Annotated in this window: 14 protein-coding genes; 5 read left to right on the top strand and 9 right to left on the bottom strand. The window is 70.6% G+C overall.

Annotated features, from left to right (window positions below):
- Positions 1 to 109 precede the first annotated feature (109 nt).
- The gene (locus BM150_RS07105; RefSeq protein WP_092925333.1) at positions 110 to 556 is read left to right on the top strand and encodes a DoxX family protein; all 447 of its coding nucleotides are present in this window, start codon (positions 110 to 112) and stop codon (positions 554 to 556) included.
- Positions 557 to 848: 292 nt separating this feature from the next.
- On the opposite strand, the gene BM150_RS07100 is transcribed toward BM150_RS07105, so the two are convergent.
- From BM150_RS07100 to BM150_RS07080, 5 genes are all read right to left on the bottom strand, one after another.
- Positions 849 to 2,306, bottom strand: a complete 1,458-nt coding sequence (locus BM150_RS07100; RefSeq protein WP_092925331.1) for an FGGY-family carbohydrate kinase — start codon at positions 2,304 to 2,306, stop codon at positions 849 to 851.
- Complete coding sequence (locus tag BM150_RS07095; RefSeq protein WP_092925329.1) at positions 2,303 to 3,340, bottom strand: 2-hydroxyacid dehydrogenase; 1,038 nt, start codon at positions 3,338 to 3,340, stop codon at positions 2,303 to 2,305. Before BM150_RS07095 ends, BM150_RS07100 begins: the two co-directional genes overlap by 4 nt.
- Before the next feature lie 130 nt (positions 3,341 to 3,470).
- A complete protein-coding gene (locus tag BM150_RS07090; RefSeq protein WP_092925650.1) occupies positions 3,471 to 3,926 on the bottom strand; it encodes a ribose-5-phosphate isomerase in 456 nt (151 codons plus the stop codon).
- Between the two features lie 5 nt (positions 3,927 to 3,931).
- Positions 3,932 to 5,671, bottom strand: a complete 1,740-nt coding sequence (locus tag BM150_RS07085; protein ID WP_092925327.1) for a dihydroxyacetone kinase family protein — start codon at positions 5,669 to 5,671, stop codon at positions 3,932 to 3,934.
- Entirely contained in the window at positions 5,671 to 6,393 is a 723-nt protein-coding gene (locus BM150_RS07080) for an HAD family hydrolase (RefSeq protein ID WP_092925325.1), read from the bottom strand. The genes BM150_RS07085 and BM150_RS07080 overlap by 1 nt, the downstream gene beginning before the upstream one ends.
- A 330-nt stretch (positions 6,394 to 6,723) precedes the next feature.
- On the opposite strand from BM150_RS07080, the gene BM150_RS07075 reads away from it, so the two are divergent.
- The 4 genes from BM150_RS07075 (at position 6,724) to BM150_RS07060 (ending at position 11,278) form a co-directional block, all read left to right on the top strand.
- On the top strand, positions 6,724 to 8,094 hold the full coding sequence (locus BM150_RS07075; protein WP_092925323.1) for an RbtT/DalT/CsbX family MFS transporter: 1,371 nt from the start codon (positions 6,724 to 6,726) through the stop codon (positions 8,092 to 8,094).
- 258 nt (positions 8,095 to 8,352) lie between these two features.
- Positions 8,353 to 9,042 carry an HAD family hydrolase gene (locus BM150_RS07070; protein WP_092925321.1) on the top strand — a complete coding sequence of 230 codons (690 nt, stop codon included), beginning with the start codon at positions 8,353 to 8,355 and terminating at the stop codon, positions 9,040 to 9,042.
- Positions 9,043 to 9,053: 11 nt separating this feature from the next.
- Positions 9,054 to 10,523, top strand: a complete 1,470-nt coding sequence (locus tag BM150_RS07065) for an FGGY-family carbohydrate kinase (RefSeq protein ID WP_217641434.1) — start codon at positions 9,054 to 9,056, stop codon at positions 10,521 to 10,523.
- A gap of 194 nt (positions 10,524 to 10,717) precedes the next feature.
- Positions 10,718 to 11,278, top strand: coding sequence for a ferritin (locus BM150_RS07060; RefSeq protein ID WP_092925319.1), 561 nt, complete (start codon positions 10,718 to 10,720; stop codon positions 11,276 to 11,278).
- Between the two features lie 337 nt (positions 11,279 to 11,615).
- On the opposite strand, the gene BM150_RS07055 is transcribed toward BM150_RS07060, so the two are convergent.
- The 4 genes from BM150_RS07055 to BM150_RS07040 form a co-directional block, all read right to left on the bottom strand.
- The gene (locus tag BM150_RS07055) at positions 11,616 to 12,578 is read right to left on the bottom strand and encodes a DUF5926 family protein (protein WP_092925317.1); all 963 of its coding nucleotides are present in this window, start codon (positions 12,576 to 12,578) and stop codon (positions 11,616 to 11,618) included.
- Positions 12,579 to 12,720: 142 nt separating this feature from the next.
- A complete protein-coding gene (locus BM150_RS07050; protein ID WP_245755322.1) occupies positions 12,721 to 13,638 on the bottom strand; it encodes a DUF4328 domain-containing protein in 918 nt (305 codons plus the stop codon).
- Complete coding sequence (locus BM150_RS07045) at positions 13,635 to 13,976, bottom strand: rhodanese-like domain-containing protein (RefSeq protein ID WP_092925313.1); 342 nt, start codon at positions 13,974 to 13,976, stop codon at positions 13,635 to 13,637. The genes BM150_RS07050 and BM150_RS07045 overlap by 4 nt, the downstream gene beginning before the upstream one ends.
- 59 nt (positions 13,977 to 14,035) lie before the next feature.
- Complete coding sequence (locus BM150_RS07040) at positions 14,036 to 14,743, bottom strand: SDR family NAD(P)-dependent oxidoreductase (RefSeq protein WP_092925311.1); 708 nt, start codon at positions 14,741 to 14,743, stop codon at positions 14,036 to 14,038.
- Between the last annotated feature and the right edge of the window lie 14 nt (positions 14,744 to 14,757).

The raw sequence follows: 14,757 nt of genomic DNA, 5'->3' as shown, positions 1-14,757 counted from the left end.
CCCATCATAGCGGTTGTTCGAATTTGAACAACCCGGTAACTTGGCGCTGGTTTCAATTTGAACTATCCGGGTCGGGAGCTCCCCGGCTCCGAACCACAGGAGGAAGACCGTGCCGCAGTTACCAACCGCAGTCCGCGATCTCGCCCTGCTTCTCGGACGAGTCGTGCTCGGAATCGTGTTCATCGCCCACGGCATGCAGAAGTTCACCCAGTGGGGGATCAGCGGCACCACCGAATCGTTCGCGGGCATGGACATCCCCGCCCCCGGAGTATCAGCCTGGTTCGCCGCACTGGTGGAGACGCTGGGCGGCATCGCACTGATCCTGGGAGTAGCACTGCCGCTCGCAGGCGTGCTGTTGGCGGCGGTCATGCTCGGGGCGTTGTTCTTCGTCCACCTCAGCCAGGGCTTCTTCACCTCCGGTGGTGGCTACGAGTACGTGCTCGTGCTGGCCGCCGCCGCGCTCGCCCTCGGTTTCAGCGGCGGCAACTACTCGATCGACCGGCTGCTGCGCAAACCGCGCGAATCGGGAGCCACTCCGAGTACGACGAACGCCTGAACAACGTCCGCTCGGGCCACGACGCGGTACTCGGCACCGCGTCGCACCGGCACGGGCTGCCGGCGGTCGCGTCGCGAGCGGAGTGCCCGAGACGGGAGCCGCCGCGAAACGGGAAATGCCGGGTGGAACCGTGACCTCCTCGGACGAGGGATCCGACAGTGTCCGGTCACGGTCCCACCCTCGCGGGGCGGCAAAAGGAGGCGCCAACCGCCCCACGACGACGTCAATTTCTCGCGAAATCGCCGCGCCCCACGGGGAGCGACCCCGTGGGGAGCACCTCGGCCCGTGAGTCTCACCCCATCCAGTCGCGCCAGAGCTCGCGCATGCTGTCCAGGGTCTCGCGGTAGCGGCGGTAGCCGTCCTCGTAGCGGTCCCGCACGTCCGGATTGGGCCGGACCTCGCGCAGCGGCAGGGTCCACTCGCCGGAGTCGACCTCGTCGCCGAGCGCGCGGGCGGCCGTCACCGCCGCTCCCCTCGCACCCATGCCGGGATCGTCCGTGAGGTGCAGCGGCTGCCCCAGCACGTCCGCGAACACCTGCGCCCAGGGATGCGAGCGCGTGCCGCCGCCGCAGGCCACCAGCTTGCCGTTCAACCCGGCCGCCTCGAAGCAGTGCCGCGCCGCGTAGGCCACGCTCTCGCAGACCGCCCGCACCACGTCGCTGCGGCTGGTGCCCAACCGCACCCCGCTGATCTGCCCGCTGGCGCGCGGATCCACGAACGGCGAGCGCTCCCCGCCCGGCGCCAGGAACGGCAGCGCGGAGACGTCGTTGGCCCCCGGCGGGCTGGCCTCCAGCGCCCCGCCGAGATCACCGATCTCCATGCCGAGCAGGTCCAGCACCCAGTCGAGGCTGGCGGTTCCCACCATCGCGGGCATGCCGTGCAGCAGCTGGTTCTCCTCGGGCGTGCACAACCACATCCCGGAGGGCTCTTCCTGCCAACGACGATCGCCCGACTCGGTGAGCACCTGACAGGCCAGCGTGGTCCCCACGATCAGCAGCCCGTCGCCGAACTCGTGCAGCCCGCCGCCCACGGCGCAGGCGGGCAGGTCGAACGGACCCGCCGTGACCGGCAACCCCCGGGGCAGCCCCAGCAGTTCCGCGCCGTTGGCGTCGAGCTCGAAGAGCTGCCTCGGCCGAGCGGGCTTGGGCAGCAGGTGCCGAAACTCGGTCAGCCCGCACACCTCCAGCGCCCGCTCGTCGTACTCCCTGGTGTCGGCGTCCAGGAACGGCACGGAGGCGTCCGAGGCGTCCACGCTGATCTCGCCGGTCAGCACGTGCAGCACCGAGTCGACGCAGTACCCGGCCACCGCGGCGTTACGCAGCGACTCCGGCTCGTTGTCGCGCAGGTGGGCCAGCAGGGGTCCCTGCGCACCGGGGAACAGCCCGTTGCCGGTGCGCTCGTAGACCTGCCTGCTGACCCCGTCGCGCTGCCACCGCTTGACCACGGAAGCGGCGCGACCGTCCATCCACGAGATGGGCTGCCGGACCGGCCTTCCGACGGAGTCCCGCAACCACAACCCGTCGCCCTGCCCGGTCAGCGCCACCGCGCGCGGCTGCTGCCCGGTCTGCTCACCCACGTCGCGCACCACCGCCGCCACGGTGGAGACCACGTCGTCGAGGTCCTGCTCCACCCTGCCGTCGGGGTAGTGCTCCAGGTGCGACTGCCTGCTCGCCTCGGCGAGCACGCGGCCCGCGTCGTCGAAGGCCGCCGCCTTGGTCAGCGAAGTTCCGATGTCGACCGCGGTGATCATGTCTCGCTCCCCAGAACATCGGGATTGGCCAGGTGCGCGGCCCGCTCGCCCCGCGCGAACCGGTCGACCTCGGCTGCCACGATCTCGGCGGCACGGTGCGCGGTCTGCCTGGTCGCGCCCGCGAGGTGCGGGGTGGTGATGAGGTTGGGAGCGCCGTGCAGCGGCCACTCCGGCGGCGGGGGCTCCTCGTCGTAGACGTCCAGCGCCAGCGCACCCAGCTCGCCGCTGCGCAGCAGCCCGGGCAGCGGCTGGTAGTCGAGCAGGCCACCGCGGGCGGTGTTGACCAGCACCGCGCCCTCGGGCAGCAGCGCCAGGCGGTCGGCGTCGAGCAGGTGCTTGGTCTCCGGGGTGAGCCTGGCGTGCAGGCTGACCACCGAGCAGCGGGGCAGCATCTCCTCCAGCGCGACGGGTTCCACACCGTCGGCGCGCAGTCCGTCCTGATCGGCGTAGGGATCGGCGACCAGCACTTCCGCGCCGAAGGTACGCAGCACCTTGGCCACCCTGCTGCCGATCGCGCCGTAGCCGACCAGGCCGACCGTGCTGCCCTCCAGCTCGATGCCCGCCTCTGGGTAGGCGTAGAAGTCGCCCCGCCAGTTGCCCCGCTTGAGCTCGGCGTCGGCGTCGGGGATGCGGCGCATCGCGGCCAGGATCATGCCCACCGCGTACTCGGCGGCAGCGGCGGCGTTGCGGCCGGGTGCGTAGGTGACCGACACCCCCGCCCTGGTCGCCGCCGCGAGGTCCACGTTGACCGGACCACCGCGCGAGACCGCGACCAGTTTCAACGAGGGTGCCGCTGCGAACACGCGCTCGGTGAACGGCGCCATCTGGGTGACGCACACCTCGGCGCCCTCGACGGCCTCGATCACCTGCTGTTCGGTTCCGCTGGCCTCCTCGACCCCGCCGACGGGGCCGAACGGCTCGACCGGCCAGGGCAGTTTGAGCTTGCCGACCTCGACGTCGTTCACCCGGGAACGCACGGCGTTCTCGAGCAGGTCGGGGCCGACGAAGTTGTCGCCCGCTGCCAGCACGCGCACTGTTCATTCCTCCTTCAGCGGTCTCACCGCTGTCCGATGGCTCACCGCGGCGGTTTCCGGGGCGACCGGCCTCCGCGGGCTCGGCGCCCCCGACCGCTCCGGCCGCGGCGACCGCCGCGAGCCGCGGCTATCAGCTCTGGTGTTCGTAGTCGGTTATGTATGCGACCTTGGCCGCGCTCGCCGAGGACGGGTCGAAGGAATAGCCCAACCACTCGTCGACCAGTCGTTTGGCCAGTTCGGGTCCGATGACCCTGGACCCCATGGTCAGCACCTGGCAGTCGTTCGACTTGATGGAGCGCTCCGCCGAATAGGAGTCGTGCGCGACGGTAGCGCGCACCCCGTCGACCTTGTTCGCCGAGATGCACATACCGATGCCGGTGCCGCAGATCAGCACCGCACGATCGGCGTCGCCGCGTGCCACGGCTTCCGCCGCCGCCAGCCCCAGCCGGGGGTAGGCGCGGTCGTCGGAGTCGTCGTGCACGCCGTAGTCCAGCACCTCGGTGACCCTGGTGTCACCCTCCAGCTGTTCGGCGATCAGTTTCTTGAGTGCCACACCGGCGTTGTCGGCCGCCACGGCCACGGTGATCGGGCTCATGATCGCGGGTTCCCCTTTCGACGGTTTCGTTCGCACGCGCCGTCGGACACTCCGGCGGCCACGGCGCTGAGCAGCAGGGCCAGTGAGGTGGCACCGGGGTCGGCGGTGCCCTCGTCGTGCCCGCCCAACCGCGAGGCACGGCCACGTGCCGAGGTCAGCCGCGCGGTGTCCCGCGCCGCCTTGGTGGCGACCTCGGCGGCGGCGGTCAGCGCGTTGGGCAGCTCGGTGCCTGCCCGGGAGCACTCGGCGAGTTCGTCGGCGAACGGTTCCAGCGCGTCGAGCAGCGTCTTGTCGCCCCTGGCGGAGCCACCGAGTTCGGCGACCGCCCGGGACGCCTCCCGCACCGCTTCGGAGAGCACGGCGGTGTCCACGGTCGGGTGCTCGCGCAGTCCGGCGCCGGTCTGGCTGAGCAGGGTTCCGTAGAGCGCCCCGGAAGCGCCGCCCGCCGCGTCGGCCAGCGCGGTCCCGGCCGCCAGCAGCGCGTCACCGATCGAACGGGGATCGGCCGCGTCGCTGCCAGCCCGGTCGGCTGCCCGAACGGCGGCCCGCAGGCCGCGCACGATGCCCTGGCCGTGGTCACCGTCACCGGCCACCGCGTCGAGCCGACCCAGTTCGTCCTCGGCGTCGGCCACGTCGCCCAGCGCTCGGTCGAGCAGTTCGTGCACGAGTCCGCCCCGGCTGGTGACGTCCTCGGCGGGGGCCGCGCCGCGTTCCTCGGGACCGGGCTCGTGTTCGGTCAGCGGCCGCAGCGGCCGGTAACCGGGGGTGTCGCAATCCGCGTCGTAGAGCTCGGCGAGCTCGTCGTCCAGCGCGAGCAGCGACAGCGAGAGCCCGGCCATATCCAGCGAGGTGACGAACTCCCCCACCTCGGGGCGGTGCGGGCGCAGTCCGGCGGCCCGCAACCTGCGCTCGATGGCCGGGTAGCAGGCGAACATCTCCTCGTACTTGGTGCGTCCCAGGCCGTTGAGCAGCACGGCCACCCGATCGGTACCGGCGGGCAGCTCGGTCAGCAGGTTGTCGACCAGTTCGGCGGCCAGTTCCTCGGCGCTCATCGCCTCGGCGCTGCGCGCGCCGGACTCGCCGTGGATCCCCAGTCCCAGTTCCATCCGGCCGGGGTCGACGGTGAACAGCGGTTCCGACTTGCCGGGCAGGGTGCAGCCGCCGAAGGCGGCGCCGTAGGTGCGGGTGCGGTCGTTGGCCTTGCGCGCCAACGCGGCCACGCTGTCCAGGCTCTCGCCGCGTTCGGCCGCGGCACCGGCGACCTTGAACACGAAGAAGTCACCGGCCACGCCGCGCCGGACCTCGGGGGTGTCGGCGGAGCCGCTGGCGATGTCGTCGGTGACCAGCACGGTGCGGCTGTCGATGCCCTCGGCTGCCAGTCGCCGCGCGGCGAGCCCGAAGTGCATCACGTCGCCGGAGTAGTTGCCGTAGCTGAACAGCACGCCCGCTCCGCCGTCGGCGGCCAGCGCGGTCCGGTAGACCTGCTCGGCGCTGGGGCTGGTGAACACGTCGCCGATGACGGCGGCGTCGGCGAGGCCGGGACCGACGAGTCCGGCGAAGGCCGGGTAGTGCCCGCAACCACCACCGATGATCACCGAAACCTTGCCCTGGCGGGGAGCGTGCCTGCCCACCACGCCGTAAGCACCGGGCACGCGCGCCACGGTGCGGCCGTAGGCGGCGACGAAACCGTCCAGCCAGGAGTCCTTGAACGTCGCGGAGTCCGTCAGTCCGGTCATCAGGCACCCTCGCTCTCGGTCACGGGGTCGGACAGCATGGACAGCAGGGTTTTCCGCACGTGGTCCAGCGAGTCGGCGACGACGCTCGCCGAGGCGATGGCATCCGGTTTGGGGGGATAGCCGGCGTTGGGGATGGCGACCACGCTCATCCCGGCCGCGTGGGCGGCGCGGATCCCGTTGCTGGAGTCCTCGACGCCCGCGCACTCCGCGCCGGTGAACCCGAGCCGCCGGGCGGCCTCGGTGTAGACGTCGGGACTGGGCTTTCCCCTGGGCACCTCGGCGCTGGAGACGGTGGCCGTGAAGTGCTCGGCCAGGCCGTGCCGCTGCAGCACGGCGTCGATCAGCGGTCTGGCCGCCGAGGATGCGAGCGCGATCGGAACCACCGAGCTGACCTCGGTGACCATCTCACGGGCGCCGTCGAGCAGTTCGATCTCGCCGTCGTCCAGTGCGGCGATCATGTCGTCGACGACCGCGCGTTCGGTCTCCGAGGCGGGTTCCGGGGTCCCGCAGACCCTGCCCAGATAGGCCGACCATTCGGGCGAGCTCATGCCCTGGACCGTCGAGGTGTCCTCGGCGCTCCACTCGTGCCCGTGCCGGGCGGCGTAGCGGCTCCACATCCGTTCCCAGAGGTGTTCGCTCTCCACCAGTACGCCGTCCATGTCGAACACGACCGCCCGCAGCGGTCCCGTCGGCCGGGACTCGGTTACCTCACTGACCGTCATGCGCCGTCCTTTCACAAACTTGACGTTAAATTAACTCTAGTTACTTTAATTGTCCAGCCCCGAGTTAACAGGCCCCGGGGAACACTTCCCCCGAACAACGCAGTGAAGCCGAGCGATCACCCCTGGACCGATTCACGATCGGACACGTCGCGTCCACGGCCGGAAACCGAGAAATAACATCTTGCGCGTGAAAGTAACGAGGTGCATGATACTCGGTTAACACCGGCGGTGCCGCGCATCACAGCTCGATCGCCCATCCGCCGCGTCAACAGGGCCCCTCGACCGAGGCCGCGGGGTCCGGCAACACCAGTCGCTTCGGAGGCGAAAACATTGGTACAGCAACCAGCAGCGGCGGACGGTTCGACCGCCGCGTCGGAGAGCCGTAGTTGGCTCGACAGAATCGGTATCCCCAAGCCGCTGCTCTGGGGCTTCGTCGGTGTGCTGATCTTCATGATCGGCGACGGCGTGGAGATCACCTACCTGACCCAGTACCTGACGCAGCCCGACGGCGGCGGGCTGGCGGGCTCGCAGGCCACCTTCGCCACGGTGACCATCTACGGCCTAGCCGTGATGATCGCCTCCTGGTTCTCCGGCACGCTGTCCTCGATCTGGGGACCCCGCTACGTGATGTGGCTCGGCGCGGGCTGGTGGGTCGTCTTCGAACTCCTCTTCCTGTACGTGGCGATCCCCTCGCAGAGCTACCTGCTGATCGTGACCATCTACGGCATCCGCGGCTTCGCCTACCCGCTGTTCGCCTACGCCTTCCTGGTGTGGGCGCAGGTGGCCAGCCCGGTGCACATGCGCGGCTCGGTCGCGGGCTGGTTCTGGTTCGTGTTCACCGGTGGTCTGCCCACCCTGGGTGCGGCGGTGGCCGCCTTCGCGATCGGCCCGATGGGCATGAGCCTGCACAACACGCTGGTGCTCTCGCTGGTGCTGGTCGCCGTCGGCGGTGTGATCGGCTGCTCGGTCCGCGAACCGCACGGCACCAAGCCCATCGCCGACGAGACCGTGCGGAACCCCCGCAGCCCGAAACGACTGATCGAGGGCGTCGACATCATCTGGCGCGACAAGCGGACCCTGGCGGGCGGTATCACCCGTATCGTCAACACCGCGCCGGAGTTCGGCTTCTTCGCGATGTTCCCCTTCGTCTTCGGACCGGAGACACCCGGTGGCGGCTTCCTCACCGCCCCCGAGATCGCGGCCATGACCAGCATCGTCTACGGCGCCAACATCGCGGCCAACCTGGCGTTCGGTGTGCTGGGTGACTACTTCGGCTGGCGTCGCACCGTGACCTGGTTCGGCTGCGTGGGCTGCGCGATCGCCACCCCGCTGTGGTACTTCGCCTCGATCTCCAGCGAGAGCTTCGGCGTCGCCGCCACGCTGGGCGCCGTCTACGGCGTGCTGCTGGCAGGATTCGTCCCGCTCTCGGCCCTGATGCCGTCCATGGTCACCACCAAGGACAAGGGCTCGGCGCTGGCGGTGCTCAACTTCGGCGCCGGCGGTGCGGCCTTCCTCGGGCCGGTGACGGTCTACGCCATCCACCCGATCTTCGGCGGCGGCGGCGTGGCCATCGCGTTCGCGCTGATGTACGTGATCGTCGCGGTGCTGTCCACCTTCGTCAAGGACGGCAGCGACCCGGGCGAGGCCAAGAAGGCGCGGGCGGCCACCGCGACCGCACCGGCGGGGGCCACGACCGGCTGACCGGGCAGGCCCCGCTCCACCGCTCGGGGAGGTGCTCGCACCGAACCGGGTGAGCAGTCGACGCCGCGTGGCGTCAGGGGCGTTCGGAACGGTCACGGGCAAGCACCTCCGAACGCCCCGCCCCCTGGAGACGGCGCGTGTGGCACCCCGCCACACGCGCCGCTCGGCTCGGCACACCGGGATCGAGGGCCGATGCGCGATCCTGGTGACCGACACACCGTCCCGACCAACACGGTCCCGAACACGCGACGAGAGCCGATGACCAGCGAAGCGAACAACCAACGGCCCGCCCCCACCGAACTGGTACTGCTCGACGTCGGCGGGCCGATCTACGACGACGCGGTCTACCGCGACGCGCTGCTGCGGGCCACCCGCGAACTCGCCGGAGCCGAGATCGACCGCGAGACGTTCCAGCGGGTCTACGACGAACAACGACAGCGCCAGGCGGGATCGCTGCGCACCGCGATCGCGGAGCACTTCCTCACCCCGGACGACCGGAAACGACTGTCCGATCTGGCCGAGAGCTACTGGGAATACCCCCCGAGCGCCCTCTACCCGGAAGTGCTGCCCACCGTGCGCGCGCTCGCCAGGACGTACCGACTGGCCGTGGTGGCCAACCAGCGAGAGCTGGTGGTGGAGGCACTGCGCCGCGACGGCATCGCCGAGCACATCGACGTCTGGGCGATCTCGGAGACAGTGGGCGCGGAGAAGCCCGACCCGGCGATCTTCCGGTACGCCATGGACCGCGCCGGTGTCTCCGCCGCCGAAACCGTGCACGTCGGCAACCGGCTGGACACCGACGTGCGCGGCGCGAAACGGGTCGGACTGCGCAGCGTGTGGATCACGCGCGGTGAGGCCCCTCCCCACCCGACCTCGGAACAGCTGGCCGAACCGGACGCCGTGATCCGCTCACTCGACGAGCTACCGGCGGCACTGGAACGGCTGTGAAGGACCCCACCTTGAGCACCGAAACGGCAGTACGACACACCGGAGGCACCGAACCGCTGGTGGCGGGCGTGGACATCGCCACGGCCGAGGTGCGCGTCGAGGTACGCGACGCCGGTGGCGAGCTCGCGGCGACAGCGGCCACCGCCCTGCCACGGCCGGTGCACGGTGCCGACGGTTCCTCCGAACAGGACGCGCGGAGCTGGTGGCCCGCCGTGCGCGACGCGCTGGCCCGCTGCACCGCCGAACTCGGCGACCGGAGCCGCGCGATCACGGCGCTGGCCGTCTGCGCCACCTCGGGCACCGTCACGGCCGTGAACAGCGCGGCGGAGCCGGTGGCACCGGCGATCATGTACGACGACCGCCGCGGCGCCGAGCACGCCGCGCTGGCCCGGCGTGCCGGAGCGGGGCGGTGGGACGACATCGGGATCACTCCCTCGGCCACCTCGGGCCTGGCGCACCTGGCGCTGCTTGCGGAACGCACCGAGGCCCCCGGGGCCAGGCTGCTGCACACCCCGGACCTGATGGCCGAACGGCTGGTGGGGCATCCGGTGCCCACCGACAGCAGCCACGCGCTCAAGAGCGGCTACGATCCGCTGCGCCGACAGTGGGTGCACGAGGCGCTGGACTCGGTGGGTGTGGACGCGGCGCGGCTGCCCGAGGTGGTGGCGCCCGCACGACCGCTGGGGACGATCTCCCGCGAGGCCGCGTCCGAGACCGGGCTGCCGGTCGGCTGCGAGGTGCGCTCCGGGATGACGGACGGCTGTGCCGGGCAGCTCGCCGCGGGGGCGGTGGACACCGGGCGGGTGGTCACGGTCATCGGGACCACCCTGGTGCTCAAGGCCGTCTCGGCGGAACTGGTGCACGACCCGACCGGTGTGGTCTACAGCCACCGGCACCCCGAGGGCGGCTGGCTGCCGGGAGGGGCGTCGAACACCGGCGGTGAGGCCCTGGCCGACGTGACCGACGAGCTGGCCGAGCTGGACCGCGCGGCCGCGGCACGTGGCCCCGCCGGGGTGCTGTGCTACCCGCTGCGCAGGCAGGGGGAACGTTTCCCGTTCTCCGACGAGCGGGCACGCGGTTTCCTGTCGGGCGAGCCCGCCGACCGCGTGGAGCTGCACCGCGCACGACTCGAGGGCGTGGCGTTCTGCGAGAAACTGGCGCTGCGACGGCTCGGCTCGCTCGGCGCACCCGTGACCGGACCGGTCCGCACCGCCGGGGGAGGTGCCCGCAGCCTCACCTGGTGCCGGATCCGCGCATCGGTGCTCGGTGAACCGGTGCTGCGGGTTCCCCGGGCCGGTACGCCGCTGGGAGCGGCACTGCTCGCGGCCTGTGGCACGGTCCACCCCGATCTGGGGACCGCCGCCGCGGCCATGACACCGGAGGCGGAGTCGGTGGAACCGGTGCCCGGTGAGGTGGCACGGCTCGCCGAGAGCTACGAGGCGTTCCACGCCGAGCTGCTCGGCAGGGGGTGGCTCTCGTGACGACTACCGACCAGGGGGCGCCCGGGGCGGTGAATTTTCCGTGCGAGACTCGGGGCGGCACGACTTCGGACGATACGGGTCACTTCGCTGAGGTTAACCTCAATTCGCTGAGGCTCACTTATTTGAGGAAAGCCAAACTTCTTTGAGGAAACCCTGATAAAAACGCCACGAATCAAAAGGCGTACATTCGTGGTATGACTTTGAAGGCAGCCAAACCGGAAGAACACGAATCCAAGTTCCACGAGCTGCTGCAAAAGCAGGTGCGCAGCGAGTTCAATGCCTCACAGCAGTACATCGCGCTCGCCGTGTGGTTCGACAAATCCGATCTTCCCCGCCTCGCCGCGCACTTCTACAAGCAGGCGCTGGAAGAGCGCAATCACGGCATGATGATCGTGCGGTTCCTGATGGACAACGACATTTCCGCGCACATTCCGGCGGTCGACGAGGTGCGCAACGAGTTCAACGAGGCGCGGGAACTCGTGGCCCTGGCGCTGGAGCAGGAACGCGAGGTCACCCGCGAGATCGAGATGCTGGCCAGGACCGCGCGCGCCGAGGACGACTACATCGGCGAGCAGTTCATGCAGTGGTTCCTCAAGGAGCAGGTCGAGGAGGTCTCGCAGATGTCCACCCTGCTGACCGTGGTCGACCGCGCGAACGGCAACCTCTTCGAGGTGGAGAACTTCCTCGCCCGGGAGCAGGTGGGCGACGACGGGGAGGACCCTTCCGCACCCGAGGCAGCAGGCGGCGCCGTCTGAGATCCCATGGCGCGGCGGCCCGACGATTTCGCGAGAAATCGACGCCGACCCAGTCTCACCACCCCACCGGCGCGTCAATTTCGCGAGAAATCGCCACGCCCCGAGCGGCGCGGTGTCGAACTCCGACCACCCTCGCGGTCGGCATCCGTGCTGCCCCACCGCGGCACCGAATCCCCACCTCGCCACCGGCACCGCCGCGGGTTCTCGCGTGCGGCTCTCGCGAGGAAGGCCCGACGTGACGTAGGTGCCTACTCGATGTCGGGCCTCCCCGCAGCGAGAGCCGTGCGCGAGGTTCCGCCAAGCGACCACCCGAGCAAACCGGGCCACCCCGGCGGCACTAACGAATGGTGATCTGCCTCCCGCGAAGGCCGTCCCGGGCACGCCGCTCGGCCGCGTCCAAGCCCTGCTCGTCCAGCGAGGCCAGCGCCTCGTCCAACCGCTGCCCCAGCGCGGCGGCGGGCTCCTCCCACTCGCGGTGGTGCTTCTCGCGGTCCAGGTCCCAAACCGGCACCAACAGGCCGTGCGCCCGGAACGAGCCCGCGTAACGGCTGTCCTCGTCCAGCGCCAGCTCACCGCGTGCCGACAACCGGGCCATCGCCGAGATCAGCTTCTCCTCGGGTTCGGGACGCACCCAACGCAGATGGGCACGGTCGGTCGCGTCCACCCAGTAGGCGGCGTGCACGCCCTCGGTCTCCAGCTTGCGGGTGGGCATGATCGCGGCGTTGGCCCGTTCCAGCGACATGGCGACCTCCCCCGAGGCCTCCACGCCTTCCGGCATCCACCACGAGAAGTCCTCGTGTATCCGCACGTCCAGCTGCGCCTCGGTGTCCATCAGGTCCTGCAGCCGGTTGGGAACCGTGCCCTCCGGCGCGTCCTCCGGTCCGATCGCGGACAGCGAGTTACCGGCCTCGGCGGTCTCCGCCCACTCCACGGCGCGGGCCAGGTCCCTGCTGATGTCACCGGATTTGGTCTGCACCTGCAGCCCGACGAACGCCTTGCCGTCGGTACGCACCAGGGCGGCCGCGGCCATCGGCAGCACCGTGGCCAGTTCGATCTCGCGCTCCCCGGAGGTGCGGGGCAGCACCGCCGTCGCCGAGGGCACGAACTCGCGCAGCGCGACCAGTTCGCACTCGGCCGCGATGCCCTCGAACGGCCTGGTCACCTTGATCTTGCTCTGTCCACCGGAGGCGCCGTGGCACGCCTTGTAGCGTTTGCCGGAGCCGCACGGACACGGCTGCCTGCGGCCGACCACCGGTATCTCGGAGTCGGGGCGCTGTTGTGCTTCGGTGCTTTTGCTCAAGTCTGTCTCCCGGTAGTGCTTGTCTGGGCTTGCCGTGCTCGGGTACGCACTGTGGCACACCCCGATTCCCGCACCACGGCACCGATACGTCCCATCAGCGAGAGTCCCGGAGGCCGCGGCGGGCGGAGGGGCGCAGAGCCACTCAGCGCACCGCGTGCGGCGGTCTGGAAGCGCGTGGGGGTTCCGGGGCGCCGGTCACCCGCCGCACCCGCATGGGCCGGGAGGTCGTCGGGTCCGGCGGCACCAACAGCCGGTTGAACCGCCTGACCACCAGTATCGACAGCACCGCCACCCCGGTCAGCGCCAGGTCGGAGACGGCGTGCAGCAGCACCCCGTCGGCCAGCGCCTGCGCACTGCCCCGCAGCCCCCAGAGCAGCGCGGTCCAGCCCAGCAGCAGACTCAGGCACCAGCCGCCCCACCACAGCTTGACGATCCGCGACGGTGCGGGACGCCCACGTCCGTCCGCCTCGCCGATTCCGCGCAGCGTGGCGTGCTCCAGCTCGGCGAGGGCCGATCCGGGCACGAACAGGTTGAGCCCGGGAACGAGGAATCCGGCCACCACCTGCCAGTCCCGGCGCGCCGGGCGCAGTTCGGCGCGCTGATGCGCGTAGGCCCGGGCCCGCAGCGCCCACAGCACCCCGAAGATCCCCCCGAGCGCCCCGAACAACCAGGTCATGATTCCCGCGGTGGCCACGAGCGCGTCCGAGACCGCCAGAACCGTCCCGTCCAGCGCACCGCTCTTGCTCCGCACGAGCAGCAGGTAGCGCCAGAACTCGGCAGCCGCCGCGGCGCTGCCCAGCACTGCCGTGATCCAGAGCGTGGCGACCGTGGTGACGGACAACGAGGCGACCCGTTCGGCCGGATCGGCTCGTCCGTTCGTGGGAAGTGCCAGCGGCCAGCGCCACGCCAGCGGCGGGAAACCCCAACGCGGCGGTGCCGGGTAGGAAGGCGGGCCGGTGTAGGGCCGCCTGCGGTGCGGTCGGCGTGGCTGCCGGGGACCTCCCGGTGGGGTGGCCGTCCACTCCATCGGTGGGCCGGATGCCGGTGGGTAGCTCCTCACAGCACGTATGGTTCCGTATCCGGCTCCTCGGACACCAGCGGGCGACCGAGAGCGGACCAGCCGTTCATCCCCCGCTGGACGTTGACCGCGTCCCAGCCGCTGGCGTTCAGGTAGGCGGTGACCTTGGATGAGCGCCCGCCCGAGCGGCAGATCACGTAGAGCTGATCGGCCTCGGGAATCTCGTCGAGCCGCTGCGGGATCTCGTTCATCGGAATGTGCACCGCGTCCGGGGCGTGCCCGGCGGACCACTCGTCGTTCTCCCGCACGTCCAGCAGCGCCCCCTCGGGCAGCTGTGTCGGCAGTTCCTCGGGGGCCACCTCGGGGACGTGGCCGTGCATCGGTGTAGTCACACCCCGATACTGCCAGCCAGCCGGCCTCGTCGATAACGGGACGGGCCTCACCAGGGCAGCGGACCCGCCTCGTCGAAGTAGCCACCGGTCGGCCCGTCAGTACCGATCCGCGCCATGCGAACGATGATCTCGGCACCCTGCTCGACGGTCCGGGTACCCGTGTTGTGGTTCAGCTCGGTCGCGGTGTAACCGGGGTCGACCGCGTTGATCCGCATCTCGGGCAACTGCTTCGCGTACTGAACGGTGATCATGTTGACGGCGGCTTTCGAGGCGGGATAGGCGATGCCCGGATACGCGTGGGCCGGTGTGCCGGGTGTGGTCATCCGCCCCAGGGAGGCCAGTCCGCTGCTGAGGTTGACCACCACTGGGACGGCGGAGCGGCGCAGCGATGGCAGGAACGCGTTGGTCACCCGCACGATGCCGAACACGTTGGTCTCGAACAGCCCGCGCATCATGTCGGCGGTGGCCTCGGCGGCGGGGACCACGTTTCCCTCCGGGGTGCGCCCCTCGGTCCCGGCGTTGTTGACCAGCACGTCCAGCCCGCCGCCTGCCTCGACGGTCTTCGCCGCCGCCGCGACGGACTCGTCATCGGTGACGTCGAGGACGAGCGACCTGGCGCCCAACCGCTCGGCGGCCAGCCGACCGCGCTCCCCGTCCCTGCTGCCGAGGTAGACGGTGTGCCCGGCCTCCACCAACCGACGGGCGGTCTCGAACCCCAGCCCCTTGTTCGCTCCGGTGATCAGTGTCGTCGTCATGGCGTCAGACTGCC

Source organism: Actinopolyspora alba (assembly GCF_900112765.1).
GTDB lineage: Bacteria > Actinomycetota > Actinomycetes > Mycobacteriales > Pseudonocardiaceae > Actinopolyspora > Actinopolyspora alba.
This window is presented reverse-complemented; position numbering and strand designations above follow the sequence as displayed.